The organism is Ensifer sp. ENS03, from assembly GCF_014852035.1.
Lineage (GTDB): Bacteria > Pseudomonadota > Alphaproteobacteria > Rhizobiales > Rhizobiaceae > Ensifer > Ensifer adhaerens.
In genome coordinates this window covers 801,659-826,982 of the sequence record NZ_JACVAV010000002.1, presented here as the reverse complement: position 1 = coordinate 826,982, position 25,324 = coordinate 801,659, and the positions used below count along the sequence as shown (strand labels likewise).

The window sequence follows — 25,324 nt, the reverse complement described above, 5'->3', positions numbered from 1 at the left end:
TTGCTCAGCGCTTCGTCAGCTTCAGTTTCTCGCGGACCTCTTTCGGTCCGATGATCTTGGCGCCCATGCCCTCGATGACGCCGACCGCCTTTTCGACGAGCTGGCCGTTGGTCGCGAGCTGGCCCTTGCCGATATAGAGGTTGTCTTCGAGGCCGACGCGGACGTTGCCGCCTGCAAGGATGGCTGCGGCCGGATAAGCGAGCGCGTTGCGGCCGATGGAGAAGGCCGAGAAGGTCCAGTTGGCGGGCACGTTGTTGACCATGGCCATGAAGGTGTTGAGGTCGTCGGGCGCGCCCCACGGAATGCCCATGCAGAGCTGGATCAGCACCGGATCCTCGATCAGGCCTTCCTCGACCAGCTGCTTGGCAAACCAGAGGTGGCCGGTGTCGAAGGCTTCGATCTCCGGACGCACGCCAAGGGCGGTCATCTGGCGGGCCATTTCGCGCAGCATCGACGGCGTGTTGGTCATGACGTAGTCGCCGAGCGAAAAGTTCATGGTGCCACAGTCGAGCGTGCAGATTTCCGGCAGACATTCGGCCACGTGGGCGACGCGCTCGGTGGCACCGGCCATGTCGGTGCCTTTCTCGCTAAGCGGGAGCGGGCTTTCGACGTTGCCGAAGATCAGGTCCCCGCCCATGCCGGCGGTCAGGTTCAGCACCATGTCGACATCGGCAGAGCGGATACGGTCAGTCACTTCCCTGTAGAGATCGAGCCTGCGGGCCGGCGCGCCGGTCTCCGGATCGCGGACGTGGCAGTGGACCACGGCAGCGCCGGCCTTGGCCGCCTCGACCGCCGCTTCGGCGATTTGTTTCGGCGTGATCGGCACGTGGCTGGACTTTGAAACGGTGTCTCCCGAGCCGGTGACGGCACAGGTGATGAATACCTCGCGGTTCATGCTGAGCGGCATTGCTGTCTCCCTTTTATTGCGCCCATTACGAGCCAAGAAAGACCGCGTTGCTTTTCATTATCGGCTTCATTCTATACATTATCGGCGACAGAGTGGAGAAGTTTGGGCATGGATCAGAACGTTTCGCAGGTGCAGCACGTCGATGTCCTGGTGCTGCCGGAGACCAATCTGATCCTCGTTGCCTCGGTCATCGAGCCGATGCGTGCCGCCAACCGCATTGCTGGCCGCCCGCTCTACGACTGGACGATCTACAGCCCCGACGGTGCGCCGATCGAAACGAAGAGCGGCATCCCCATTCCGGTCTCCGGTATCTTCCGGCCGCAGCGCGAGACGTCGCCGCTTTTCATCCTCTCGAGCTACAACTGGCAGCGCAGCGCCACTTCGCAGCTAAAGATGCTGCTCTCGCAGACCGCGCGGCACCGCGAGCTGATGGCCGGCATCGAATCCGGCTCCTGGCTGCTTGCCGAGACCAGCCTGCTCGACAATTTCAAGGCGACGACCCACTGGGAGGATTTCGAGGATTTCACCGCCGCCTACCCGCAGGTGACGATGGTGCGCGAGCGCTTCGTCATCGACGGCAAGCGCATCACGACCGGTGGCTCGCTGCCGACGCTCGACCTGATGCTGGAGCTGATCCGCCGGGCGCATGGCTATTCGCTGGCACTCGAAGTCTCCCGCCTCTTCATCTACGAGCAGGAGCGCACCCGGGGCGATCTCCTGCAGATGCCGACGATCGGCAACATGCGCATCCTCGATCCACGCGTCGGTGCCGCCGTCAAGCTGATGGAGGAAACGGTGGAAGCGCCCTTGACGCTCGCCAGGCTCGCCCGCCGCATCGGCGTCAGCACCCGGCATCTGCAAGATCTCTTTCGCGACACGATGGGCGTTGCGCCGCACGAGCACTACCTGGCGCTTCGTCTCAATGCGGCGCGGCGCAAGGTGATCGAGACGCGGATGGAATTTGCCGACATTGCCGCGATCTCCGGCTTCAACTCGTCGTCTTCCTTCTCGCGCAGCTACAGGGCGCACTACCGCGAAAGCCCGAGCGAAACGCGCAGGCGGCTGAAGCTGAAGAGCTGAGCGCGCGCTTCAAGTATCGATTCAAGCGGGAATTTCAGAGTCGTTTCAGGCGTTTGGCGGCCGATGATCAGGAACTGATTCCGCCGGCGATCTCGTCTCGGTGCTCATCTTCATCATCGAAATCATCAACTCGCCGATCTCGGCGGCGAAGGCGCCGCGCGGCCAGACGAGTGTCAGCGACTGCCGATAGGCGGGGCCGAGCCGGATCATGGCTGGCGGGCGATGCACGCGGGCGAGCGAGGATTGCGGCAGCACCGAGAGATAGCCGTGCTGGCGAACGAGGTTGATGATGACGGGGATGGAATCGACCTCGACGAGGGTGATGCGCCGCCGTTCGGCTTCATCAAGCGTGTCGTCGAGGAAGCGCGCGGCCTCGCGGCGAAGGCCGCTCCGGACGCTCGGCACCGCGATCGGGCAGGCGGCGAGCAGCCGGGGCAGGTTGCCGCCCAGTTCCGAAAGGGCGGAGGCTGGCCCCGCCAGCACCAGCGGCGTCTGCGACACCAGCCGGCCGTCGCAGTCGGCCGGGATCTCGGCGACATCGAGCAGCGCGGCATCGAACCGTCGGCTGCGAAGGCCGACGAGCAGTTCGTCGGCCGTGGTGCTGGAAATGAATAGTGGTTGGCGCGGGCGGGCGCGGTGCCAGTTCGCCGTCAGGGCCGCCAGCATGCGGGCGATCTCGCTTTCCGGACCAAGCGGCATGACGGCGCCGAGCCGCCAGGTGGCGACGTCGCGGCGAAAGCGGTCGGCAGAGGCGTGCGTCAGCCGCGCCCAGATATCGAGCAGGGCCTCGCCGAGCGGAATGATCCGCTCCGCGGTTGGCGTACAGAGGACCCCGCCATGGGAGCGTTCGAACAGCCTGGTGCCGAGATGGCGTTCGAGATCCGCCATCTGCCGCGTCAGTTGCGGCTGGCCGAGGCCGAGCGCCTTTGCCGTGGCACGGATGCTGCCGGAGCGGGCGATGCGCACGAAGCGGTCGAGCGCGACGAGGCCGATCGGCGGCACGGGGGCGGTCGTCTCCCGTCCGACGCCTTCCAGGATGGCGGTGATCTTGCCGGTTGCCTCTTCGACGTCGACGGCGCGCGCGCGCGCTTCGAGCGTCACCACCAGCGCTGTTTCTTCCCGACGGAAAAGCGGCATGGAGATCGCCTGCTCGAAGCGCTTGACCGCGGCGCTCACGCTCGACGGCGCCCGGCCGCAGAGAGTTGCGGCGCGGCGAACGCCACCTTCGCGAAGCACCGCATCGACCAAAGCGATCGTCGCCATATCCATTCCAATGACCCCGGACGTGGCACCTTCACCAGGTGCGTTCTGAAATATGCATCACCCGTTCCGGATTTGGGATATAGCATGGATGCGCGATAAGCGCATAGCATGCATGAAGCACCCCGGCGTTTTCGAGCGTCGGGTGCGAGACATCAGAGCATCCGCGCACCGTTTCGAGACCGAAGCGCGCTCGGCGCGGAAGGATATTTATCGGCATGCTGTATCAGGTCAAAACCACCGTTCTCTGCGGGAAACCGCTGGACTTCGCGACGCTCGAGGATATCGGGGCGGGAAGGGCGCGACCGGTGGCCGACGACGGCGGCATGGAACGGGTGGCCGCCGCCCACAAGGTGGTTGCCGAACGTGTCGCGATGGGGCTTCCCGTCTACGGCTCCAACACCGGCGTCGGCTCGATGAAGGACCGGCTCTGGACCGCCGACGATCTCGCCGAATTCAACAATGCGCTGGTCAGAGCCCACCATTTCGGCACCGGCGAATTCTTTGCGCCGGCAATCGTACGCATGGCGATCGCCATCCGCGTGAACACCGCGATGCGGGGCCACACCGGCTGCAGCCCGGACTTGATCCGGGCGTTTCTGGCACTCAGCGAGCACGACATCATTCCGGCGGTGCGCCGCCACGGCTCCATGGGCTGCGCCGATATCGGGCTGATGGGCCAGATCGCCTCGGTGCTGACCGGTGTCGGCGAGGCCTATTACCAGGGGCGCCTCGTTTCGGCCGATACGGCGCTTGCCGAGGCGGGTCTCAAGCCGTTCGTCATGCAGCCGCGCGATGCACTGGCGGCTCTCAGCGTCAACGCCATTTCCTTTTCAGCGGCCGTAAACGTGCTGCGCGAGGCGGCGGCCGCGATCCGCGTGTTGCTCGTCACCGGCGTCATGTCGTCTCAGGCGCTTGGTGCCTCCGCCGACCCGTGGCGGGTGGCCGCGACGCTCTCGACCCGCGGCGAGGCGCTGGTCGGCTCCTGGCTCTATGGCCAGTCCGGCATTTCCGACTGGCCGTTACCGACGGCGATCCACGATCCCTTGAGCCTGCGCATGACCGCCCAGGTCTTCGGCGCGGTCGTCGATACGCTGCTGGTCGCCGCCGGCCGGCTGGTGGAGCAGACCTATCTCTCCGACGACAACCCTGTTGTCATCGGCGGCCAGGTCCATTCCTCCGGCGCATCGCTGCCGCTGACGACGACGCTCTATATCGAGGCGGCGCAGATCGCCTTTTCCCATGCGGCGCGCAACGTTTTGAACCGCTGTATCCTGCTGTCGAACGGCGGACGCCGCAATCTCTCGGTCAATCTGGTGGCGCCGGGGGAAGTCGCGACCGGGCTCGGGCCGCTGATGAAGCTTGCGGTCGAACTCTATATGCGCGTGCAGTCGCTCGCCGTGCCGCTTTCGGCGCAGTCGATCGTGGTTGCCGGCGGTCTCGAAGAAGAGGCGACCTTCCTGCCGCTGATCGTCGAGCGCATGGAAACCCAGGTGCGCGATCTGCGCCAGCTCGCCGCGATCGAGGCGATGCTTTCGGCCCAGGCGATCGATCTCGTCGGCGACCAGCCGCAGGGGATCGTCAAGCGCGCCTATGACCAGACCCGTTCGGTCAGCCCCATGTATCTCAAAGACCGGCCGCTCTCGAAGGAGATCGAGGCGCTGCAGGATGCGTTCACCTGCCACGACCTGTTGCGCTCCTTCGTCGCTCTGGCGCCGATGCCGGAATTCGATGACTTCTTCGCGCTCGACAAATAATCCGATTGGGAGAGCAGCATGTCCGATTTCGATCTCGTTCTGAAAGGCACCGTTGTTCTCCCCGAAAGGATCGTCGAGGGCGGCCACGTGGCGGTGCGCGACGGCAAGGTGGTGCATGTCGGGCAAGGGGCTGCACCGGCCGCGCGGGAGCGGCATGATCTCGGCAACGCGCTGATCCTGCCCGGAGCCGTCGACGCGCAGGTGCATTCGCTGTCGCAGAAGAACCAGGAAGATTTCATCTGGTCGACCCGTTCGGCGGCGGCCGGAGGTGTGACCACCATTGTCGACATGCCCTATGACGAGGGCAATCTCGTCTGCTCTGCCGAAGCCCTTCGCCGCAAGATCGACCATGCGGGACCGCAGGCGCGCGTCGACTTCGCGCTCTATGGCACCGTGGACCCGGAGGAGGGACCGGCGCGCATCGGCGAGATGGTGGAGGCGGGTGTCGCCGCCTTCAAGTTCTCGACCTTCGGCACCGATCCAAAGCGCTTTCCCCGCATTCCGGCAGCCCTTCTCGAAGACTGCTTCCGGGCGATCGCGCCGACCGGGCTTTCAGCCGGCGTCCACAACGAGGATGACGAGGCGGTGCGTGCCGCGATCGACAAGGTCAAGGCGGCTGGCATCACCGACTACCGCGCCCATGGGCTGTCGCGCCCGCCGCTGACGGAACTGCTCGCCACCAACCAGATCTACGAGACGGGTGCCGCCACCGGCTGCCCGGCGCATGTGGTGCACTGCTCGCTCGGGCGCGGCTATGAGATTGCCGCCGCCTATCGCGCCCAGGGCTACAAAGCGACGATCGAGTGCTGCATCCACTACCTGACGCTCGACGAAGAAAACGATGTTCGCCGTCTCGGCGGCAAGGCCAAGATCAACCCGCCGATCCGGCCGCGCGCCGAGGTGGAAAAGCTCTGGCGGCACGTGGCCGACGGCACGGTGACGATGGTCTCGACCGATCACGTCAGCTGGTCTGAGGATCGCAAGACCAATCCGGACATGCTGGCGAACGCATCCGGCGTGCCGGGGCTCGAAGTCATGGTGCCGCTCTTCGTCAAGGGCGCGCTGGAGCGCGGCATTCCCTTGACGCGCGCAGCCGAGCTGATGACGCTGAACCCGGCCAGGCATTTCCGTCTTGATCATCAGAAGGGTGCGCTGGAACCTGGAAAGGATGCCGACATCATCGTCATGACGCCGGAGCCCTATGTCTATGATGCGGCCGAGAGCGGTCACAACGTCGTCGGCTGGTCGCCCTATAATGGCATTCGACTGCCCTGGCGCGTTTCAGCGACCTATCTGCGGGGCAGGCTTGCCTTCGATGGTCGCCAGGTTTTGGCCGAGCCAGGCGCGGGACAGTTTGTCCGGCCGCTCGCCACTTTGGCTCTGTAAAGCGGGATGCGGAAAAGTGCGTGCGGTTTTCCGCCCGCATCCCGCATCGAGATTTAGGAAATGTGATGAGCAAGACCGCCCACAAAGTTCCGGCCAATCTGCCCGTCAATGCCAGCCGCATTGCCGGCATCATCAACGGCCTGGCAGGTATCACCGAGCCGGACCGGCCCTACACACGCCGCGCCTTCACGCCGCTGTTCCTCGAGGGCCGGGCCTTTCTCGACCGGCGTTTTCGCGCGGCCGGGCTTGAAACCCGCATCGACGCCGCCGGCAACCTGATCGGCCGGCGCAAGGGGAAAAAGTCGGCGCTCGGCACCATCCTGCTCGGCTCCCATTCCGACACGGTGCCGGATGGCGGCCGCTTCGATGGCATCGCCGGCGTGGCGGCGGCGCTCGAAGTGGCGCGCGCGCTTTCCGACAACGGCATCGACCTCGACCACGATCTGGAGATCGTTGATTTCCTGGCCGAGGAAGTGTCGATCTTCGGCGTTTCCTGCGTCGGCAGCCGCGGCATGGCGGGCGTGCTGCCCGATGGGTGGCTCAGCCGCACGCAAGGGGATCTGAGCCTCAGGCAGGGTATCGTCGAGGTGGGCGGTGACCCCTCCAGGCTTTCCGGCTCGAAACGCTCCGACATCAAGGCCTTCCTCGAACTGCACATTGAACAGGGGCCCATACTGGAGACTGGGCGGCTCGATGTCGGGGTGGTTACCGCCATCTCGGGCATCACCCGCATCGAGATCATCGTCGAGGGCCAGGCGGACCATGCCGGTACGACTCCGATGGGGCACCGGCGCGATGCGCTGGTTGCCGCCTCGCATCTGGTGCTGGAGATCGAGCGGCTGGCGACGGAATTTTCTCACGGCGACGGGCATTTCACCGCGACGGTCGGTGAATTCTCGATCGAGCCGAATGCAGCCAATGTGGTGCCGTCTCGCGTCCGGCTGCTGATCGATGCGCGTGCCGAGCTGCGGCCGCAAATGGAGCGGTTCCTGGCAACGCTCGGCTCCCTTTGCCAGGGTGTCGCCGAGGCGTCGGCCGTGACGATCCCGCCCGCCAATGTGATCTCGGACAACCACCCGACGCCGGGCGATCCGCTCCTGCTTTCAACGCTCGAAGAAAGCTGCGATGCGATCGGCGCCAAGCATCGGCGCATGGCCTCCGGCGCCGGTCACGACACCGCCTGGATGGGACGCATCACCCGTTCGGCGATGATCTTCATTCCCTGCCTCGGCGGGCGCTCGCATGCGCCGGAGGAATGGGCCGAAAACGACGATATCGCGCTCGGCGCGGCCGTTCTCTTCGATGCGGTGAAGCGACTCGACAAGAAATTGCAGGAGAAGGTGTGAGATGGGCCGGATACTGAAGGAAAAGGATGTCGAGGCAGCGGTCAAGGGCGGTTCCGTCTATGCCGCCGGGGGCGGCGGCTGGGCGGATCATGGTCGTATGCTCGGCTATGCAGCGGTCTCGATCGGCAAACCCGAGCTCGTCTCGATCGACGAACTCGAGGCACAGGACTGGGTGGCTACGGCCGCCGCGATCGGTGCACCGGCCTCGACCACGCCCTGGGAGATGCGTGGGGTCGATTACGTCAAGGCCGTGGAGCTGTTGCAGGAGGCGCTCGGCGAGAAGCTCTCGGGGCTCATCATCGGCCAGAACGGCAAGTCCTCGACGCTGAACGGCTGGCTGCCGTCGGCGATCCTCGGCACCAAGGTGGTGGACGCGGTCGGCGACATCCGCGCGCATCCGACCGGTGACATGGGCTCGATCGGCCTTGCCGGTTCGCCCGAGCCGATGATCCAGACGGCGGTCGGCGGCAATCGCGACGAGAACCGCTATATCGAGCTGGTCGTGCGCGGCGCCACGGCCAAGGTCTCGCCGGTCTTGCGCACCGCCTCCGACATGTCCGGCGGCTTCATTGCCTCCTGCCGCAATCCGGTCAGGGCATCCTATGTGAAAGCCAATGCGGCGCTGGGCGGCATCTCGCTGGCGCTGGCGCTCGGCGAGGCGATCATCGCGGCGGAAGCCAAGGGCGGCAGCGCAGTGATCGACGCGATCGTCAAGACGACCAATGGCGCGATCCTCGCCGAGGGCACGATCACCGACAAATCGGTCGTCTATACCAAGGAAGCCTTCGACATCGGCACGGTGACGCTGGGGAAGGGCGCTGACTCAACGGTATTGCACGTGATGAACGAGTATATGGCGGTTGACTCTGCGGAAGGCACGCGGCTTGCGACCTTCCCCGACGTCATCACCACGCTGTCGCGGGAGGGCGAGCCTTTGAGTGTCGGCCAGCTGCAGGTGGGCATGAGGATCTTCGTGCTGCATGTGCCGAAGACGGTGATCCCGCTGTCCTCCAGCGTGCTCGACCCGACTGTCTATCCGTCGGTCGAGAAGGCAATGGGCATCGAGCTTGCCCGCTACGCGCTTTCCGGCCGTAGCTGACGGGAGCAGGGTGATGGCGCGCGATGCAGGGCTAGAGGAACTAATCCGCGAAGAGCTCGGTGACCGCGCCGGGCTTTCGGAAAAGGCCATGTTCGGCGGCTGGGCCTATCTGCTTCAAGGCAACCTGCTTCTTGGCGCGCGCGAGGGCTCTCTGCTCGTGCGCCTCGGCAAGGGCAATGACGGCTGGGCGCTTGATCTGCCCGATATCGAGCTGATGGTGATGAACGGACGGGCGATGCATGGCTGGGTGCGCGCAGGGGCGGATGCCTATGGCGATGATGCGCTGCGCCGGCGGTTGCTGGATGGGGCGATCGCGTTCGTCGAGACGCTGCCGCCGAAGTGAATGAGGTTCGCTGCCTCGGCGGCGAGCCTCATTGGCCGCTCTCGCCAGTGCGTGTCGGGCCGTCACCACCCGTCGCCACAAGCATGAGAGGCGGCGACTTGCGCGTGCCACGAATGCAAGGGAGCAGGGATCTGCCCCCGCCATAAACGAGAGGCAGCGACCTCCCGTCGCCATGAATGCGTGGGGCAACCACCCCGCCGACAAGACAAAGAGGAACGAGACGATGCCCAAGGCCAATCCCCGTCATCCTGGTTTTCCCATCCCCGGTGGACCGGAGCTGCGCGCCAAGGGCTGGCGGCAGGAAGCGCTGCTGCGGCTCCTGGAAAACGTGCTTTCGGTCGGCGAGGATCCTGACAATCTGGTCGTCTATGCAGCACTTGGCAAGGCGGCGCGCAACTGGCCGGCGCACCGGGCTATCGTCAAGACGCTCATCGAAATGGACGAGGACCAGACGCTCGTCATCCAGTCCGGCAAGCCGGTGGGGCTCTTGAAGACCCACGCCAAGGCGCCGCTCGTCATCATGGCCAATTGCAACATTGTCGGCCAATGGGCGAAGGCCGAGGTGTTCTATGATTTGCAGCGAAAAGGGTTGATCTGCTGGGGCGGGCTGACGGCCGGCGCCTGGCAATATATCGGCAGCCAGGGCGTGATCCAGGGCACCTACGAGATCTTCATGCGCATCGCCGAACGCCGTTTCGGCGGCGATCTCTCCGGGCGTTTCGTGCTGACGGCGGGGCTTGGCGGCATGGGCGGCGCCCAGCCGCTTGCCGGCCGGATGGCGGGGGCGGCGATCCTCTGTGTCGATATCGACGCGGAGCGGGCGAAGAAGCGCCGGGAGATCGGCTATCTGCAGGAGATCGCGCCCGATCTCGATACGGCGCTCTCGATGATCGACGCGGCAGTGAAGGACAAGCGGGCGCTCTCCGTCGGCCTCGTCGGCAATGCGGCTGAGATCTATCCGGAGATCGCCCGGCGTGGCATCGTGCCCGACGTCGTCACCGACCAGACGTCAGCGCATGATCTCGTCTACGGCTATGTGCCGAAGGGCATGAGCCTCGACCAGGTGAAATCGCTGCGCGACGACGGCCAGGGGCAATTGATGGCGGCGAGCCGCGCCTCGATCGTCGAGCACGTCAAGGCGATGCTCGACTTCCAGCAGAAGGGCGCGGAAGTCTTCGACAACGGCAACCTCATCCGCACCCAGGCGCGCGAGGGCGGCGTTGCCAATGCCTTCGACATCCCGATCTTCACCGAGGCCTATCTGCGTCCGCTCTTTGCCCGCGCCATCGGCCCCTTCCGCTGGATGGCGCTTTCCGGCGAGGAGAGCGACATCGCCCGGATCGACGATCTGCTGCTCGACATGTTTCCGCACAACCGCATCGTCACCAACTGGATCAGGCTGGCGCGCCAGCATATTCCCTTCGAGGGCCTGCCGGCCCGCATCGCCTGGCTCGGCCACGGCGAACGCACGGCGCTGGCGCGGCGCGTCAACGAACTGGTGGCATCTGGCGAACTCAAAGGCCCGATCGCGTTTTCCCGCGACCATCTCGATGCCGGCGCCATGGCGCATCCGAACATCATGACCGAGCGGATGAAGGACGGCTCGGACGCGATCGCCGACTGGCCGCTACTCGACGCCATGCTGCTCTGCTCCTCCATGGCCGATCTCGTGGTCGTCCATTCCGGTGGTGGCGGTTATGCCGGCTACATGACGAGCTGCGGCGTGACCGTTGTTGCCGACGGCACGGTCGAGGCCGACGAGCGCCTCGACTATGCCCTCACCAACGACACCTCGCTTGGCGTCATCCGCTATGCGGATGCCGGCTATGACGAGAGCCTTGAGGAGATCGCCGCCAAGGGCATCGGGCATGTGAAGGTGTAAGGACCTGTGAAGGTGTAAGGACCTGGCGGCGGCTTTGCCATAAGCAGTTTTGCACCTGTCACGGCACTCTGGAATCCATTTCAGGATAAAGAACAACGCTCTCCTGCGCGGTTGGCTCGTTGCGCGCCCCGATAAATACGGCTGGTTGGGCAGCTCGATTAACGGCCACGTGCAACACGTTGGCGGGGATGTACAGATAGTCTCCTGGGTGCATCACATCCCGGTGCTGGAGTTCATCGCCACTCCATAGTTCCAGCTCTTCGCCGCTCAACATGTAGAAGGCAGTTTCGTGGCGCTCATGCACATGCGCCTTGGTACGCTTTCCAGGCGGTATCGTAGCGATACCGAGCCACAGTGCGGTGGAGCCAACCGACTCTGCACTAACGCCGGGCAGGTAATCGGGCCCCTGTTCAGCCCGGTAACCTGCGTCCCCTTTGGATACGAGGGCCTTGCCCCGCGAGAAGCCGGGACGCGCGTCGGTTCGTTCTTCTGAAATCGTCATTTTTCGGTCTCCTCTGTGATAGTCTGGTCGACCTGCGCAAAGGATCGCAAGAAGACCGGCTGGAGTCCTGAATGGGAGGGCGAAAAGTTCCGAATTCTTCCGAAGACGTCGTGGCCGATAGTGTCGAGCCGCAACTTTTCGCGTTCGGGACATTCATCCTCGACATGGAGCGCGGCGCACTGACGCGTGAAGGGCGGCGGGTCGCAATTGGCCATAAGGGCTTGTTGCTGCTGCACGCGCTGGTGCGAGCGTCGATGCAGGTCGTGAGCAAGTCCGCGCTGATGGAGGCAGCCTGGCCCGCGGCTGTCGTCGAGGAGAGCAATCTCTCGGTTCAGATCGCTGCCTTGCGCAAGATGCTGGGCCCTCAACCGGAGGGGAACGAATGGATCGCCACCGTGCCGCGTGCGGGCTATCGTTTTGCCGCCCGGGTGAATAGCCTGCATCCGGCTGCCGCTGATGCGTCGCCGGAATTGCCAGGTTCGCCCGCGAACCCGGGCAGACCATCGATCGTGGTCCTACCGTTTGCAAATCTGAGCAGTGACAAGCAACAGTCGTATCTGGTCGATGGCATCACCGAAGATGTGATCACCGCGCTTACGAGATTTCGGTGGTTTCGGGTCATCGGGCGCAATTCAAGTTTCGTCTACAAGCACAAGTCGGTGAGCGCCAAGCAGGTGGGCCGAGACCTGGATGTCGATTACGTGCTCGAAGGAAGCGTGCGCCGCTCCGGCGGCCGTCTTCGGGTCTCCACGCAACTGGTCGAGACCACCTCGGCCAGCCAGGTCTGGGCCGAACGGTATGACCTGGAAATGGAAGAGGCATTCGCAGTTCAAGACGCCATCGCAGAGAGAGTTGCAGGTGCGATTGAACCAGAACTGTTGAAGACGGCATCATTCCCCTCGCCGGCGCGGCACACGGGAAATTTGTCGGCGTGGGAGATCGTGCGGCAGGGGACCTGGTACTTTCACCAGGTTGGCCAGCAGACCCACTTGATGGCGCGAGAGCTATTCAGGGAGGCGTGTCGGCTTGATCCCGAGCTTGCCGAAGCGCATCTCTGGCTTGGTCGCGTGAGCGCAGGCATCGTCGCCTATGGATGGAGCGAGCTTCCTTCCGATGACATCAGAGAGGGTTTGGACGCCGCCTTGGCAGCCGTTCGGCTCGACGAAAAGAACCCGTACACACACTATGCGCTGGCGATCTGCAGCGCGTACGCGAATGCGCCCGAGCAGGCGGTCCTTGCCGCCGAAAGGGCGATCGAGATCAGCCCGAGTTTCGCCCTTGGCCACCTTGTCCTGGGGATGGCGGAGCTGTTCAGGGGGAACGTGTCCGGTGCCATAGCGTCACTGGAACACGGTCTCATGTTGAACGCCAATGACCCGCAGAACTTCGTCTGGCTGAATTTTCTGGCGCTCGCCCACCTGTTTGCAGGCGACGGAACGAACGCGCTCGCTGCTGCCGTGAAGGCCCAAAAAGTGCGCCCTGCATGGCGGCCGGTCCAAGAAACGCTGGCCTGCTGTTATGCGGCTACTGGGCGTCTTGCAGAGGCTCGATCATCGCGCGCGTTGATGAGCGAAATGGAGAACGCGTCAGGCGATGCTCTAGAGCCGCTAAGACAGCGCAACCCACATTGGCAGGAACGATTGGCGGAATTGTTGCAGCAAATCCCGAGCAACCCGCTTCAGACGCCTCAACGTTCCTGACTTTGCAGGCGATCTGACGACCGTTACTCCCACCGTTGCTGCTGACGGCGGTCGAGCGGTGAGCCGGTCTCTTGGTGTCGCGCCTGCCGCACGTTACAATGCACGCCTCACTGCCCGGAGGCGATCATGACATCGAGCTTCAATGTGCAGAGTGCTGCCGGCTACGAACAGTTGATGGGCCGGTGGAGCCGGCAGCTTGCGCCGCCGTTCATCGACTTTGCGGGTGTTGCCGACGGTGAGCGGGTGCTGGATGTCGGTTGCGGCACGGGTAGCCTTACCTTTGCCTTACCGCGCGCGGCCGATGTCAGCGAGATCGTTGCAATCGACTTTTCGCCTGTTTTCGTCGAAGCGACGATCCGGGCGAGTTCAGATCCGCGGATCAAAGTCCAGCAGGCCGACGCCTGCGCGCTGCCCTTTGCCGATGCATCCTTCGACCGGGCGATGGCGCTGCTGGTGCTGCATTTCGTGCCGGAATCGGGAAAGGCGGTCGCCGAGATGCGCCGGGTGACCCGGCCGGGCGGCGTGGTTTCCGCGGTCGTCTGGGATCATTACGGCGGCATGCCGGGCATGCGCATGGTGCTCGATGTGGCGGCGATGCTCGATGAAAAAGCCGATCAGGTGCGCAGCCGCTACTGCTTCCAGCCGATGATGCGGCCCGGGGAAATGATGCAGAACTTTGCGGCGCACGGTCTTGAAAGGGTCGAGCAGACGTCACTGATGATCCGCATGGACTATCAGTCGTTCGAGGATTTCTGGCAGCCGATCGCGGCGGGCGAAGGACCGCTCGGCAAATACATCGGTGCGCTGGATTCTGGTCAGCGGGCGAAGATCGATGCGGCGGTCAGGGCCGCCTACCAGGCTGGCCAGCCCGATGGGCCGCGGTCCTTTGCGGCGGTTGCCTGGGCCTGCCGGGGGATTGTTCCTGGGGCGTAGCGGGCTCCTCACTTGCCGCCGTCATTCCTCACCATTTCTGTCGTCGACTGGTGGCAGGAAGCGATAGCGCCCGCGACTGATCTTCACCACCTTGCCTTCAGCGACCAGCTTTTTCAGTTCCTTGGCGATGCGGTAGCATTCCGCTGCGCTGTAATCCTTCATGACGCCGAAGTGATGCAACACGCGGCACATCTGCGCCCATTCTTGAACCGGCTCATGCCTTGCCATCATAGCTTCCTCGTGATTGCGAGCATTGGGACCGCCTCACGGCGTGGGCCTTCCGGCGCTCACGTCTTCAGTGTCGGATTTTCCGCCGCGGCACTTCACCATGACGGGATGTTACCGCACTCTCTGTTCATCACACCACCGTCTCGCCGCCATCCACAACGAGGATCTGGCCGGTCATGTAGGAGGAGCGGTCGGAAACGAGGAAGAGGATCGACTCGGCGATCTCCTCGACGCTGGCCCAGCGGCCGAGCGGAACCTTTTCGCGGATATAGGATTCGATTGCGCCGCGGCCGCCCATTTGCGCGATGAACGGTTCGTTGAAGGGGGTGTCGACCCAGCCGGGGCAGAGCGCGTTGACGCGAATGCCGTGGCGGGCGTAGTCGCCGGCCATCTGTTTGGTCATGGCGATGACGGCGTGTTTGGTGGTCGTGTAGGCGATCATCTCGCGGTCGTAGAGCACGCCCGAGGATGAGGAGGTGTTGAGGATGACGCCGCGGCCGGCGGCGCGCATCGACGGCATGACCAGCCGCGCTGCCATGAAATGGGCGCGGACATTGAGGTTCCAGGAGCGATCGAAGCCGGCGACCTCGACCTCTTCCAGGTCCCCCGCGACCTGGGCGCCGGCGTGGTTGTGCAGAATGTCGATGCGGCCGTGGCGATAGAGGATATCGGCGATGCCGTCAGAAAGGGCCGCGTCATCCGTCACGTCGATGGCGAGCGCCTCGGCGCTGCCGCCTTTGGCGGCGATTGCCTCGACGGCGGTTGCCGCGGCCGAAAGGCTGCGGTCGATGACGACGACATGGGCGCCTTCGCGCGCCATGATGGCCGCACCCGCCTGACCGATCCCGGAGCCCGCTCCGGTCACGATCGCGACCCGGTCTTTCAGGATCATGGTTTCACTCCCCGGATTTCGTTTTCTTTTCCCGCATCAGGATGCGGGCGGTCAGGATCAGAAGCAGCGAGGCGACGAGCACCAGCGTCGCGATCGCGTTGATCTCGGGCGTCACGCCGCGGCGGATCGAGGCGAAGACGTAGATCGGCAGCGTGGTCTTCGAGCCCGCGACGAAGAAGGCGATGATGAAATCGTCGAAGGAGAAGGTGAAGGCCAGAAGAAAGCCCGCGAGGATCGAGGGCAGGATTTGCGGCAGCACGATCAGCCGGAAGGTGGTGAGCGGCGTCGCGTAAAGGTCGCTCGATGCCTCGACGATATCGCGGCCGAGGCTCGCGATGCGGGCCTTAACGATCATCGTCACCAGCGCCATGGAAAACAGGCCGTGAGCGGCGATGATCGAGCCGTAGCCAAGGCCGAGCTGCGGCGGCTGGTCGCCGGGCCAGATCGTCGCCAGCGCCGGGTTGACGAAGGAGAAGACGGCAACGAGGGCGACCAGCGTCGCAATACCGATGACGACGCCGGGAACGACGATGGCCGCTGCAAACAGCGCATCGAAGATCGCCCGGTTGCGCGGCGCCATCCGCTCCATGCCAAGGGCTGCCATGGTGCCGAAGATTGCGGCGAGCGTGGCGCTGGTAAAGGCGATCAGCAGGCTGTTCTGCAGCGCCGAAACCAGGAAGGTATTTCCAAGCGCCTTGCCGTACCAGGCGGTCGAAAACCCGGTGAACTCGCTCGCATTGCGCCCGGCATTGAAGGAGAACAGGACGACGAGCGCGATCGGGGCGTAGAGGAAGAGGTAGACGGAGGAGATGAAGGCGCGCATCAGACGAGATCCACCTGTCTTGTGCCGGCGACGCGGAAGGCAATGCGCATTGCCACCATCAGGATCACGACGACGACGGCAACCAGCGTGACGGCGATCGCGGAGCCGAACGGCCAGTTTCGCGATTGAAGGAAGAGATCGACTAGCGCATTGCCGATGAAGAACACTTTGCCGCCGCCGAGCAGCTGCGGGATCAGGTACTCGCCGAGCAGCAGGATCGTCACCAGCGCGACTCCGGTCATGACACCGGGCAAGGAGAGCGGCAGGGTGACACCGAAGAAGGTCGACACCGGCCTCCCGCCGAGGTCGGCGGAGGCCTCGAGCAGGCGGCGATCGAGTTTTTCGAGGCTCACGTAAATGGGCATGATCATCAGCGGCAGGTAGCCGTAGACGATGCCGAGAAGCACGGCGCCCGGCGTGTTCAACATCCTCACGTCCTCGATGCCGATCATCGAGAGCAGATTGGGGATCCCGCGCGAGCCAAGAATGTACATCCAGGCATAGGTGCGCACGAGCAGGCTCGTCCAGAAGGGCACGACGACGAGCGACACGAGGATCAGCCGGTAGCGCGGGTTCGCCTTGACCGCCAGATAATAGGCGACCGGATAGGCGATCAGCAGGCAGGCGAGCGCGCCGACCGGCGCGAGGATCAGCGTGTTCCAGAAGGCGGCCGCCCGTGTCGGCAGGTTGGCGAATTGGGCAAAGGTGAAGGCTGCCTGATAGCCGCCTTCCGGTGCGCGTTCGCCGAAGGCGAAGACCAGCATGGCGATGAAGGGCAGCACGAGGAAGATCATCAGCCAGGCCGCCGCCGGCGCCACCAGCGCCGCCGTCACCAGGTTTCTCTTCGTGTTCGTTGCCGCGGTCATAAATTCTTCCGTTCGCGTTTCATCAGCACTTCGATGCGAGCGGGAGGGAAAGGCCCCTCATCCGCCTGCCGGCACCTTCTCCCCGCAGGTGGGGGGAAGGGGATTCGTGGTACCCGCCCGGTCCCTTTCTTCCGGCAGAAGCAGGAGGGCAGGGAGCTTGCCGCTTGTTCCTTCTCCCCGCTTGCGGGGAGAAGGTGCCGGCAGGCGGATGAGGGGCAGTCACATGCCAGATCAAGCCGACTTGAAACGCGCCATCAGCTCGGCGCGGCCGGGGTCGGTGAGGGTCACGGCGGCGCCGAATTCGAGCGGCGTCAGCGCGGCCTCGTCCGGATAGACGATCTTGTTGGAGGTGACGTCGACCGGCAGCAGCTTCATGACGCGGCTGTCGGTGGTCGGTGCGCCGTTGGCGATGTGCTCCTTCATGGCGTTTTCCGGCGCCATCAGATAGTTGAGCAGCGCGTAGCCGGCGGCCTTGTTGGCGGCACTCTTCGGGATCGCGTAGAAGTCCGACCAGATCTCGCCGCCGTCCTTGCCGAGCGTGAACAGGATTTCCGGCATGTCGCGGTTGAGCTGGGCGCCGTCATTGGTCCAGCACATGGTCATCCAGGCATCGGTCGCGCGCATCGACGGCTGGTAGTCGCTGTTGATGGCGTAGAGGTGCGGCTTCACCTTGATCAGCAGTTCCTCGGCCTTGGCGAGTTCGTCCGGCTTGATCGAGTTGAAGGAATAGCCGAGCGACACCAGCGCGTTGCCGATGGTGGTGAGCTGGTAATCGTGCACCATGGCGCGGCCGTCGCCTTCGGTCATGGCGATCTCGAAGAATTCCTTCCAGCTCGTCACCGGCTTCTTGATCTTCGCCGAGTTGACCGCGATGCCGGTCGTGCCCCAGTTCTTCGGCACGGCATAGGTCTTGCCGTCGACGATGCCTTCGTTGGTGAAGCGCGCCGTCTCGGTCGACGCGTCGTAGTTCGCAAGCTTGGAAAGATCGAGTTCGTCGATGAGGCCAAGCTTCACATAGGTCGAGATCGTGTAGTTGGTGGGAACGAAGAGGTCCCAGCCGGTGCCGCCGGCCTGGAGTTTCGCCAGCATCTCTTCGTTGGAGCCGAAGACGTTGACCTCGACGGCAACGCCGGTGGCCGCCTGGAAGGCTTCGAAGGTCGCCGGATCATGGTAGTTCGGCCAGGTGGCGATCGACATCTGTGTGCCGAGGTCGCCGGCAAAGGCGGTGGAATTGAAGAGGCCGGGCTGGCGCGCCAGCACGGCGGTCGCAAGACCGAGGCCGGTGACGCCGAGGAAGTGGCGGCGCGTGACCGAGCCGCGCTTCAGGCGCATCAGTTCGTCCGCGAGCTGGTCGGCGGTGATAGGGGCATTTTCTCTGTACCATTTGCTCATGACGCTGTTCCCTTTATCGTTTGACGTTCATGCGTAGGCGGCAGAACCGGCTTCGGAAGCCGGGCGATGTCAGGCTGGAAAGACGTGAAGCGCGTTCGGATCGAAGGCGAGGCCGACCTTTTCGCCGGGCTCGACCAGTTCGCTGTCGCCGAGCGTGCGGCGGTCGGCCGTCACGAGGAAGTCGCCGAGACCGTCGACCGCGACGGAATATTCGACCGCTGACCCCAGGAAGATCCGGTGGGTGACGGTGCCGGCCAATGTCTCGGCGGTCGCCGCGCCGTTGCGCGTCAGGCGGATCGCCTCGGGCCGGAGTGCCACCATGGCCGCCCCCCGTGTGCCGTTGACTGCGGGGGCGGCAAAACGCGTGCCGTTGGCGAGCTCGATCGAGGCGTTGCCGTCGACGGTCGCCGAGATGCGGTTGGTCTTGCCGACGAAATCGGCGACGAAGAGGCTCGCGGGTCTGTCGTAGATTTCCTGCGGCGGGCCGACCTGGACGATGCGGCCGGCATTCATGACGCAGACGAAATCGCTCATCGACAGCGCTTCCTCCTGGTCGTGGGTGACGAGCACGAAGGTGATGCCAAGCTCGCGCTGCAGCGTCTGCAGCTCGATCTGCATGGCGGTGCGCAGCTTCTTGTCGAGGGCGGCGAGGGGCTCGTCGAGCAGCAGCACCTTCGGCTTGTTGACGATGGCGCGGGCGAGCGCCACGCGCTGCTGCTGGCCGCCGGACATTTCGTGGATGCGGCGCTTGCCGAAACCGCCGAGCCGTACCATCTCCAGCGCCTCCTGGGCGCGGCGAGAAATCTCGGCGCCGGCGATGCGCGGCCGCATCTGCTTCAGCCCGTAGGAGACGTTCTGCTCGACGTCGAGATGGGGGAACAGCGCATAGTGCTGGAACACCATGTTGACCGGGCGGCGATAGGCGGCAACGCCGTTCATCGGCTCGCCGCTGATGAAGACCGTGCCTTCGCTCGGCTGCTCGAAGCCGCCGATCATGCGCAGACACGTGGTCTTGCCGCAACCCGATGGTCCGAGAAGCGCCATGAAGGCGCCGCGCGGCACCTGAAGATTGATGTCGGAAACGGCCGTCACGGCGCCATAACGTTTGGCGACCGAACGGAACTCGATGTCGTTCGTCGAAGCGGATGTCACGTCTGTTCCCTGCGGTTGTTATCGGATGTCGCCAGGATCTTGCATCCTGGCACTCCACCGTCATTGACACACAGCCTAGTCACCGCGTGCCCTGCCGGTATATACCCCGAGAGAGGTATTTCAACGCAGATTGCTCTGTGTGAGGAGTATACCCCAGAGCAGGAAACACCGGCCGGGAGGGCGGTTTGAGCGTCGATCTCGAAGGACTTTTCCAGGTCATGGCGCCGCTGGTGGCGGGTGCCGCGATGGACGACGATGCCGTCGGCTCTACCTATCGGAGGCTGATGTCGACGCTGATGACCTTCGACTACGTGGTTGTCTTTGCCTATCGCGGCAAGGAACGGCCGATCGACCTCTACAGCACCTTCAACGCCAAGGATCACGTGCTCTTCGTCAGCCTCTATCAGGCTGGACCGTACCTGCTCGACCCGTTCTACCACGCGGCGATCAAGAGTGAGCCCGGCGTCTGGCGGATGCGGGAGCTGGCGCCCGACCGGTTCTTCTCCTCGGAATATTATCGCACCTATTATGTGCAGACGGGGCTTGCCGAAGAGGTCGGCTTCTTCGTGCCGATCGACGAGCAGATCACCGTCGTGCTTTCGCTGATGCGGCGCGAGGCGACGGGGACTTTCAGCGCGACGGAGTTCGCGCTGTTGAAAAAGGTGGAGCCGCTGGTCTCCGGCCTGGTGCGCCATCACTGGGCCGATCTCGGCCGCCGGTTCGATGCGGCGCTGGCGAAAACCGGGCGCAGCAGGCGCAAGGCGACGCACCCGCCGGCCGACGGCGTCTGGCAGCATCTCAATCTGACGGACCGCGAAGCCTCGATCATCGAACTGGTGCTGCAGGGCCATTCGTCAGAATCGATCGGCCTCAGGCTCGGCATCTCCACCGGCACGGTGAAGGTTCATCGCCGCAACGTCTATCGCAAGCTCGGCATCTCCTCGCAGACACAGCTTCTGTCGCTTTATCTGAGAAATCTCGGGCAATAATCCTGCGATCCTTGCACCGCTGATCGGCGGTTAGATCTTCCGCCTGCGTTGCCCCTTTTCCGCTTTTGACGAGCCTACGCCGTCTGGCGCTTGCCTGCGACCGCTGCCCTTGCGTGCAGCCGCCGCAACTGCTCAACCGTCTCTTCGCAAACGTGATCGCTCATTTGTCAAACGCTATTGACAAAAATTTCACGCCATGAAATTTCTTTCATTAACGGATAAAAATATCACGCGGTGCAAAAAATATCATGCAACGCAACAAGAGCCGGGTGGAGACAATGACGATTGGCGGGACGGGCATTCGTGATGACGAAACCAGCATGGCGACACGGGCGGCGTGGCTGCACTATGCCGGCGGCCTGACCCAGGCGGAGGTCGCCAAGCGCCTGGGGCTCACCTCGCTCAAGGCCCACCGGCTGATCATGAAGGCCAACCAGGAGGGCCTGGTGAAGGTCTATATCGACGGCGAAGTCTCCGAATGCGTGGAGCTCGAACAGGCGCTTTCGGCGCGCTACGGCCTCGACTATTGCGAAGTGGTGCCGGACTTCGACGCCGATGACCTGCCGCTGAAGGCGCTTGGCATTTCCGGCGCACAGTTCCTGAAGCGTGAGATCGAGCGTGGCGAGACGGCGCTGGTCGGAGTCGGCCATGGCCGCACGCTTGCCGCTTGCGTCGAGTATCTGCCGCGGATCGCCAGCGGCAACACCCGCTTTGTGTCGCTGCTCGGCGGGCTTACCCGCAAGTTCTCCGCCAACCCGCATGACGTGATCCACCGGCTCGCCGAGCGCACGGGGGCAGAGGCCTATGTCATGCCAGTGCCGTTCTTCGCCAACACGGTCGAGGATCGCGACGTGCTCTTCAGCCAGCGCGGCGTGCGCGAAGTCTTCGATCTCGCCAAGACAGCCGATCTCCTGATGGTCGGCATTGGCACCGTCGAGCGCGAGGCGTCGCTGGTTTCGACCGGCATGATCGAGACCAGCGAGATCGAGGACATCCAGAAGGGCGGGGCGATGGGAGAGTTGCTCGGCCACTTCTTCGACCGCGACGGCAAGCCGGTCGAGACGACGCTTTCCGACCGCACGTTTACGCTCAGCCGCGAGGACCTGAAGAACCGCCGCACGGTCGCTGTTGCCGGCGGCAAGATCAAGGTTCCGGCCATCCGGGCGGTGCTCGCCAGCGGGCAATTGAGCGGTCTCATTACCGACGAGAGGACTGCGAGGGCGCTGGCCGCCGACGGCGCATGAGGCGCTGACACATTCGAGGCATGCGGAGGGCAGGGAGGATCTGCCATCCGGGCCTTAACGGGAGGAATACCGGTGGGGTAGCCGGCAGTCGCAATCATACCCGCAACGGAGGAGAAGACGAATGTACGAGAAGGAGAAGGACCTCATCAGCGCATTCCTGCGTGGGGAGGTGGACCGCCGCGGCATGCTCAAGGGATTGGGGGCTGCAGGCCTGGCAGCCGGCACGGCCGGCACGTTGTTCAACATGATGTCGACGCAGGCGCTCGCCGCCGATTTCGACTGGAAGGCGCATTCGGGCAAGAAGCTGAAGCTGCTTTTGAACAAGCACCCTTACGCCGATGCGATGATCGCCAACCTGCAGGCCTTCAAGGACCTGACCGGCATCGACGTTACCTATGACGTGTTTCCGGAAGACGTCTATTTCGACAAGGTGACGGCGGCGTTGTCTTCGGGCTCGGCAGAATACGATGCCTTCATGACCGGCGCCTACATGACCTGGACCTATGGACCGGCCGGCTGGATCGCCGACCTCAACGAATGGATCAAGGATCCGGCCAAGACCAACCCCAACTACAACTGGGACGATTTCCTCGCAGGCGTGAAGAATTCCTGCGCCTGGAACGGCCAGCCGGGCGGGGCGCTCGGCTCGGAAGACGCCAAGCAGTGGTGCATTCCGTGGGCGTTCGAGCAGAACAACATCACCTATAACCGCGAGATGTTCGACAAGGCCGGCGTCGAGCTGCCGAAGAACCTCGACGACATGATCACGGTTGCGGCCAAGCTGCAGAAGGACATCGGTGGCATCTACGGCATCGGCGTTCGCGGTTCGCGCTCCTGGGCGACGATCCATCCGGGCTTCCTGTCGGGTTATGCCAACTTCAACCAGAAGGACCTGAACGTCTCGGCCGACGGCAAGCTGTCAGCGGCGATGGGCACGGCGGAATCCAAGGCCTACCACGCCAAGTTCGTGCAGATGATCCAGGAAAGTGGTCCGAAGGACTGGTCGACTTACACCTGGTATCAGGTCGGCACCGACCTTGGCGCCGGCGCTTCGGCGATGATCTTTGACGCCGATTGCCTCGGCTACTTCATGAACGGTGGCGACAACAAGATGGCCGGCAAGCTCGGCTATGCCGCCTTTGCCGCCAACCCCGAAGCGACCGCCTCGACGCCGAACATCTGGATCTGGTCGCTTGCCATGTCCAACTTCTCTAAGGACAAGGACGCCACCTGGTACTTCCTGCAATGGGCTTCCGGTCCGGAGCATGCGCTGTTCGGCGCCACCAAGATGGACTTCGTCGATCCGGTTCGCCAGTCGATCTGGAAGGACGAGATCTTCCGCGAAAAGCTGAACGGCAAGTATCCGGGTTATGTCGAAATGTTCGACGCCTCGGCCGCCGGCGCCTCCATCAAGTTCACGCCGCAGCCGCTGTTCTTCGACGTGACCACCGAATGGGCGTCGACGCTGCAGAAGATGGTCGCCAAGCAGGTGCCGGTCGATGAAGGTCTCGACCAGCTCGTGGAAAGCATCAACCGCCAGCTCCAAGAGGCGGGTCTCGGCTGATAGGCCTCCCAAGCGATCCCCGGCGCCAGCACGCGCCGGGGATCCCGAGATGCCGGCTCGACCGGCCTGTTGCGACCGGTTTGAGGTCGCGCCGAAATCAACCTGAGATGCCGAGGAACTGGCGCGGCGCCTGAAGGCTGCCGCGTGCCGCGTGCTCTTTAAAGACGTCAGGAACGGAGCTCGACATGGCTTCAACAGAAACCCTCAAGAGACCAGCCTCCGGTTTCAGGATCAGCAGGAAGATGCTTCCCTATGTGCTGAGCCTGCCGGCGCTGCTGGTCTGCATCGGCATCCTCATCCCGTTCTTCACGGCGGTCATCTACTCCTTCCAGCGCTACCGGTTGAGCCAGCCCTGGGCGCGCCAGTTCAACTGGGGCGAAAACTACCTCAACTTCTTCACCGACCCGGCCTTCTGGAACACGCTGAAAGTGTCGCTGCTCTATGCCGGCCTCACCGTGACGCTGGAACTGCTGCTCGGTCTCGGCATCGCGCTGCTTCTGCAGCGGCGCTCCGCGGTCAACAACTTCATCTCGATCATGCTGCTTTTGCCGCTGATGATCGCGCCGGCGCTGGCCGCCTTGATGTGGAAGCTGATGACCAATCCGAGCTTCGGTATCCTCAGCTATCTCGCAAGCCTGATCGGACTGCATGATTTCCGCTGGGCGTCCTCGCCGGACACAGCGCTGCTCACCGTCGTGCTCGTCGACATCTGGGTCTATACGCCCTTCATCATGATCCTGCTGCTTGCGGGCCTGCGCTCGCTGCCGACGCAGCCCTTCGAGGCGGCGGCCCTTGATGGCGTGCCGCGCAGCTTCGTCTTCTTCCGCATCACGCTTCCGATGCTCACACCTTACATCCTGACGGCAACGCTGTTCCGGTTGCTCGACAGTATCCAGCAGTTCGACATCATCTATGCGATGACCCAGGGCGGGCCCGGCAACACGCTCACCGTCTTCCAGGTCGAGGCCTATCTCAACTTCTTCCAGTCGACCAATGTCGGCCGGTCGGCGGCACTGCTGATCATCCTGTGGGCGATCACCTACACGCTGTCCAACGTCTTCATCAAGAACTGGCTGCGGCTGCGCGAACGCGCACGCGGCGAAGCGTAAAGGAGGGACCAATGGAAACCATGTCTCCGCTCGAACGGACCTTGCGCGGTCTCGCCCTCACGCTCGTCGTCGTCTTCTTCATGTTCCCGATCTTCTGGATCTTCCTGATGTCGTTCCAGACGAACGAGACGATCCTCGCGATCCCGCCATCGGTCGTGTTTTCGCCGACGCTTTCCAACTATGCGGCGCTGATCACCGGCAAGCTGCAGACGGCGGCCGGAACGCTCGACATCGCCTTCATGCGCAATCTCGGCAACTCGATCTTCCTGTCGGTCGCCTCCGTCGCCGTGGCGCTGGTGCTCGGCGTGCCCGCGGCCTATGCCTTTGCCCGCCACAAGTTCAAAGGATCGGAAGACATCGCGTTCACGCTGCTGTCTTTCCGCTTCGCGCCGCCGCTGCTGGTGCTTCTGCCGCTGACGCAGTACTTCCAGTGGCTCGGGCTCTCCAACACTTACTTCGGCCTGATCTGGGTCTACCAGCTGATCTGCCTGCCGCTGATTCTCTGGATCGTGCGCGGCTACTTCGAGGACATTTCGGCCGACGTCGAATATGCCTATCGCATCGCCGGCCATTCCTGGTTTGCGACCTTCCGCAAGATCGCGTTGCCGCTTGCCGGTCCCGGCATTGCCGCTGCCGGCCTGCTCGCCTTCATCTTCGCCTGGAACAACTTCGTCTTCGCGCTGGTGCTGGCGTCCGCCGACAAGCAGCCGGTGACGGTCGGTGCCCTTGCCTTCATCACCTCATCGGGCATCCAATACGGGCAGATCGCGGCGGCCATCGTGCTTTCCGTCACGCCGACGCTCGCACTTGCACTCTACGCCCAGCGCTACCTTGTCGAAGGCCTGTCGCTCGGCGCGGTGAAAGGGTAAC

Annotated in this window: 22 protein-coding genes and 1 pseudogene; 14 read left to right on the top strand and 9 right to left on the bottom strand. The window is 63.8% G+C overall.

The genetic code is table 11. From position 1 onward, the window contains the following. Nucleotides 1-4: 4 nt before the first annotated feature. Complete coding sequence (locus IB263_RS10745; protein ID WP_029742619.1) at nucleotides 5-907, bottom strand: 3-keto-5-aminohexanoate cleavage protein; 903 nt, start codon at nucleotides 905-907, stop codon at nucleotides 5-7. On the opposite strand from IB263_RS10745, the pseudogene IB263_RS10740 reads away from it, so the two are divergent. Further along, a pseudogene (locus IB263_RS10740) lies at nucleotides 876-1,987 on the top strand (GlxA family transcriptional regulator). The gene IB263_RS10745 and the pseudogene IB263_RS10740 sit on opposite strands and share 32 nt — an antisense overlap. Nucleotides 1,988-2,032: 45 nt before the next feature. Here IB263_RS10740 and IB263_RS10735 read toward each other — a convergent pair. Beyond that, entirely contained in the window at nucleotides 2,033-3,250 is a 1,218-nt protein-coding gene (locus IB263_RS10735) for a LysR family transcriptional regulator (protein WP_029742621.1), read from the bottom strand. A 215-nt stretch (nucleotides 3,251-3,465) separates the two neighbouring features. Here IB263_RS10735 and IB263_RS10730 point away from each other — a divergent pair, with 215 nt between their 5' ends. The 6 genes from IB263_RS10730 to IB263_RS10705 all read left to right on the top strand — a co-directional run bounded on the left by IB263_RS10730 (nucleotide 3,466) and on the right by IB263_RS10705 (nucleotide 11,060). Beyond that, a complete protein-coding gene (locus IB263_RS10730) occupies nucleotides 3,466-5,004 on the top strand; it encodes an aromatic amino acid ammonia-lyase (protein WP_029742623.1) in 1,539 nt (512 codons plus the stop codon). Between the two features lie 18 nt (nucleotides 5,005-5,022). Further along, a complete protein-coding gene (locus IB263_RS10725; protein WP_029742624.1) occupies nucleotides 5,023-6,390 on the top strand; it encodes a dihydroorotase family protein in 1,368 nt (455 codons plus the stop codon). Between the two features lie 65 nt (nucleotides 6,391-6,455). Next, complete coding sequence (locus IB263_RS10720) at nucleotides 6,456-7,736, top strand: Zn-dependent hydrolase (RefSeq protein ID WP_029742625.1); 1,281 nt, start codon at nucleotides 6,456-6,458, stop codon at nucleotides 7,734-7,736. Between the two features lies 1 nt (nucleotide 7,737). Further along, nucleotides 7,738-8,835 (top strand): DUF917 domain-containing protein, encoded by a 1,098-nt coding sequence (locus IB263_RS10715; protein ID WP_029742626.1) that lies wholly within the window; start codon nucleotides 7,738-7,740, stop codon nucleotides 8,833-8,835. A gap of 13 nt (nucleotides 8,836-8,848) precedes the next feature. Then, nucleotides 8,849-9,178 carry a TfoX/Sxy family protein gene (locus tag IB263_RS10710; RefSeq protein WP_029742627.1) on the top strand — a complete coding sequence of 110 codons (330 nt, stop codon included), beginning with the start codon at nucleotides 8,849-8,851 and terminating at the stop codon, nucleotides 9,176-9,178. A 223-nt stretch (nucleotides 9,179-9,401) separates the two neighbouring features. Further along, nucleotides 9,402-11,060 carry a urocanate hydratase gene (locus IB263_RS10705; protein ID WP_029742628.1) on the top strand — a complete coding sequence of 553 codons (1,659 nt, stop codon included), beginning with the start codon at nucleotides 9,402-9,404 and terminating at the stop codon, nucleotides 11,058-11,060. Nucleotides 11,061-11,118: 58 nt separating this feature from the next. Here IB263_RS10705 and IB263_RS10700 read toward each other — a convergent pair whose 3' ends face one another. Then, nucleotides 11,119-11,562, bottom strand: coding sequence for a cupin domain-containing protein (locus IB263_RS10700; RefSeq protein ID WP_029742629.1), 444 nt, complete (start codon nucleotides 11,560-11,562; stop codon nucleotides 11,119-11,121). Nucleotides 11,563-11,633: 71 nt separating this feature from the next. Between IB263_RS10700 and IB263_RS10695 the strand changes: the two genes are divergently transcribed. Together IB263_RS10695 and IB263_RS10690 are read left to right on the top strand one after the other, a co-directional pair. Further along, nucleotides 11,634-13,262 (top strand): winged helix-turn-helix domain-containing protein, encoded by a 1,629-nt coding sequence (locus IB263_RS10695; protein ID WP_029742630.1) that lies wholly within the window; start codon nucleotides 11,634-11,636, stop codon nucleotides 13,260-13,262. Between the two features lie 126 nt (nucleotides 13,263-13,388). After that, complete coding sequence (locus IB263_RS10690; RefSeq protein WP_029742631.1) at nucleotides 13,389-14,195, top strand: class I SAM-dependent methyltransferase; 807 nt, start codon at nucleotides 13,389-13,391, stop codon at nucleotides 14,193-14,195. Nucleotides 14,196-14,216: 21 nt separating this feature from the next. Here the strand turns inward: IB263_RS10690 and IB263_RS10685 are convergent, their stop codons facing one another. The 6 genes from IB263_RS10685 to IB263_RS10660 all read right to left on the bottom strand — a co-directional run bounded on the left by IB263_RS10685 (nucleotide 14,217) and on the right by IB263_RS10660 (nucleotide 19,548). Beyond that, complete coding sequence (locus IB263_RS10685; protein ID WP_060582628.1) at nucleotides 14,217-14,426, bottom strand: hypothetical protein; 210 nt, start codon at nucleotides 14,424-14,426, stop codon at nucleotides 14,217-14,219. Between the two features lie 127 nt (nucleotides 14,427-14,553). Continuing rightward, nucleotides 14,554-15,315 (bottom strand): SDR family NAD(P)-dependent oxidoreductase, encoded by a 762-nt coding sequence (locus IB263_RS10680; protein WP_029742633.1) that lies wholly within the window; start codon nucleotides 15,313-15,315, stop codon nucleotides 14,554-14,556. A gap of 4 nt (nucleotides 15,316-15,319) precedes the next feature. Continuing rightward, nucleotides 15,320-16,138 (bottom strand): ABC transporter permease, encoded by an 819-nt coding sequence (locus tag IB263_RS10675; RefSeq protein ID WP_029742634.1) that lies wholly within the window; start codon nucleotides 16,136-16,138, stop codon nucleotides 15,320-15,322. Then, complete coding sequence (locus tag IB263_RS10670) at nucleotides 16,138-17,004, bottom strand: ABC transporter permease (protein ID WP_029742635.1); 867 nt, start codon at nucleotides 17,002-17,004, stop codon at nucleotides 16,138-16,140. Before IB263_RS10670 ends, IB263_RS10675 begins: the two co-directional genes overlap by 1 nt. A 231-nt stretch (nucleotides 17,005-17,235) precedes the next feature. Continuing rightward, nucleotides 17,236-18,396, bottom strand: coding sequence for a spermidine/putrescine ABC transporter substrate-binding protein (locus IB263_RS10665; RefSeq protein WP_029742636.1), 1,161 nt, complete (start codon nucleotides 18,394-18,396; stop codon nucleotides 17,236-17,238). A 69-nt stretch (nucleotides 18,397-18,465) separates the two neighbouring features. Next, on the bottom strand, nucleotides 18,466-19,548 hold the full coding sequence (locus tag IB263_RS10660; protein WP_113188341.1) for an ABC transporter ATP-binding protein: 1,083 nt from the start codon (nucleotides 19,546-19,548) through the stop codon (nucleotides 18,466-18,468). A 245-nt stretch (nucleotides 19,549-19,793) separates the two neighbouring features. Between IB263_RS10660 and IB263_RS10655 the strand changes: the two genes are divergently transcribed. From IB263_RS10655 to IB263_RS10635, 5 genes are all read left to right on the top strand, one after another. Continuing rightward, nucleotides 19,794-20,537, top strand: coding sequence for a LuxR C-terminal-related transcriptional regulator (locus IB263_RS10655; RefSeq protein WP_164475044.1), 744 nt, complete (start codon nucleotides 19,794-19,796; stop codon nucleotides 20,535-20,537). 278 nt (nucleotides 20,538-20,815) lie between these two features. Then, complete coding sequence (locus tag IB263_RS10650; protein WP_060516159.1) at nucleotides 20,816-21,781, top strand: sugar-binding transcriptional regulator; 966 nt, start codon at nucleotides 20,816-20,818, stop codon at nucleotides 21,779-21,781. Nucleotides 21,782-21,902: 121 nt separating this feature from the next. Then, complete coding sequence (locus IB263_RS10645) at nucleotides 21,903-23,345, top strand: extracellular solute-binding protein (protein WP_034792193.1); 1,443 nt, start codon at nucleotides 21,903-21,905, stop codon at nucleotides 23,343-23,345. Between the two features lie 185 nt (nucleotides 23,346-23,530). Beyond that, nucleotides 23,531-24,454: a carbohydrate ABC transporter permease gene (locus IB263_RS10640; RefSeq protein WP_034792195.1), complete on the top strand. Its 924-nt coding sequence runs from the start codon at nucleotides 23,531-23,533 to the stop codon at nucleotides 24,452-24,454. Nucleotides 24,455-24,465: 11 nt separating this feature from the next. After that, nucleotides 24,466-25,323, top strand: coding sequence for a carbohydrate ABC transporter permease (locus IB263_RS10635; RefSeq protein ID WP_192438476.1), 858 nt, complete (start codon nucleotides 24,466-24,468; stop codon nucleotides 25,321-25,323). The last annotated feature ends 1 nt before the right edge of the window (nucleotide 25,324 follow it).

Excerpts from the sequence above, each read along its gene's own strand:
- IB263_RS10650 (WP_060516159.1), top strand. The coding sequence starts at position 20,816 with ATGACGATTGGCGGGACGGGCATTCGTGATGACGAAACCAGCATGGCG.
- IB263_RS10695 (WP_029742630.1), top strand. The coding sequence starts at position 11,634 with ATGGGAGGGCGAAAAGTTCCGAATTCTTCCGAAGACGTCGTGGCCGAT.
- IB263_RS10665 (WP_029742636.1), bottom strand. The coding sequence starts at position 18,396 with ATGAGCAAATGGTACAGAGAAAATGCCCCTATCACCGCCGACCAGCTC.
- IB263_RS10675 (WP_029742634.1), bottom strand. The coding sequence starts at position 16,138 with ATGCGCGCCTTCATCTCCTCCGTCTACCTCTTCCTCTACGCCCCGATC.
- IB263_RS10735 (WP_029742621.1), bottom strand. The coding sequence starts at position 3,250 with ATGGCGACGATCGCTTTGGTCGATGCGGTGCTTCGCGAAGGTGGCGTT.
- IB263_RS10685 (WP_060582628.1), bottom strand. The coding sequence starts at position 14,426 with ATGATGGCAAGGCATGAGCCGGTTCAAGAATGGGCGCAGATGTGCCGC.
- IB263_RS10640 (WP_034792195.1), top strand. The coding sequence starts at position 23,531 with ATGGCTTCAACAGAAACCCTCAAGAGACCAGCCTCCGGTTTCAGGATC.
- IB263_RS10700 (WP_029742629.1), bottom strand. The coding sequence starts at position 11,562 with ATGACGATTTCAGAAGAACGAACCGACGCGCGTCCCGGCTTCTCGCGG.
- IB263_RS10680 (WP_029742633.1), bottom strand. The coding sequence starts at position 15,315 with ATGATCCTGAAAGACCGGGTCGCGATCGTGACCGGAGCGGGCTCCGGG.
- IB263_RS10635 (WP_192438476.1), top strand. The coding sequence starts at position 24,466 with ATGGAAACCATGTCTCCGCTCGAACGGACCTTGCGCGGTCTCGCCCTC.
- IB263_RS10745 (WP_029742619.1), bottom strand. The coding sequence starts at position 907 with ATGCCGCTCAGCATGAACCGCGAGGTATTCATCACCTGTGCCGTCACC.
- IB263_RS10710 (WP_029742627.1), top strand. The coding sequence starts at position 8,849 with ATGGCGCGCGATGCAGGGCTAGAGGAACTAATCCGCGAAGAGCTCGGT.
- IB263_RS10720 (WP_029742625.1), top strand. The coding sequence starts at position 6,456 with ATGAGCAAGACCGCCCACAAAGTTCCGGCCAATCTGCCCGTCAATGCC.
- IB263_RS10670 (WP_029742635.1), bottom strand. The coding sequence starts at position 17,004 with ATGACCGCGGCAACGAACACGAAGAGAAACCTGGTGACGGCGGCGCTG.
- IB263_RS10725 (WP_029742624.1), top strand. The coding sequence starts at position 5,023 with ATGTCCGATTTCGATCTCGTTCTGAAAGGCACCGTTGTTCTCCCCGAA.
- IB263_RS10690 (WP_029742631.1), top strand. The coding sequence starts at position 13,389 with ATGACATCGAGCTTCAATGTGCAGAGTGCTGCCGGCTACGAACAGTTG.
- IB263_RS10655 (WP_164475044.1), top strand. The coding sequence starts at position 19,794 with ATGGACGACGATGCCGTCGGCTCTACCTATCGGAGGCTGATGTCGACG.
- IB263_RS10715 (WP_029742626.1), top strand. The coding sequence starts at position 7,738 with ATGGGCCGGATACTGAAGGAAAAGGATGTCGAGGCAGCGGTCAAGGGC.
- IB263_RS10730 (WP_029742623.1), top strand. The coding sequence starts at position 3,466 with ATGCTGTATCAGGTCAAAACCACCGTTCTCTGCGGGAAACCGCTGGAC.
- IB263_RS10705 (WP_029742628.1), top strand. The coding sequence starts at position 9,402 with ATGCCCAAGGCCAATCCCCGTCATCCTGGTTTTCCCATCCCCGGTGGA.
- IB263_RS10645 (WP_034792193.1), top strand. The coding sequence starts at position 21,903 with ATGTACGAGAAGGAGAAGGACCTCATCAGCGCATTCCTGCGTGGGGAG.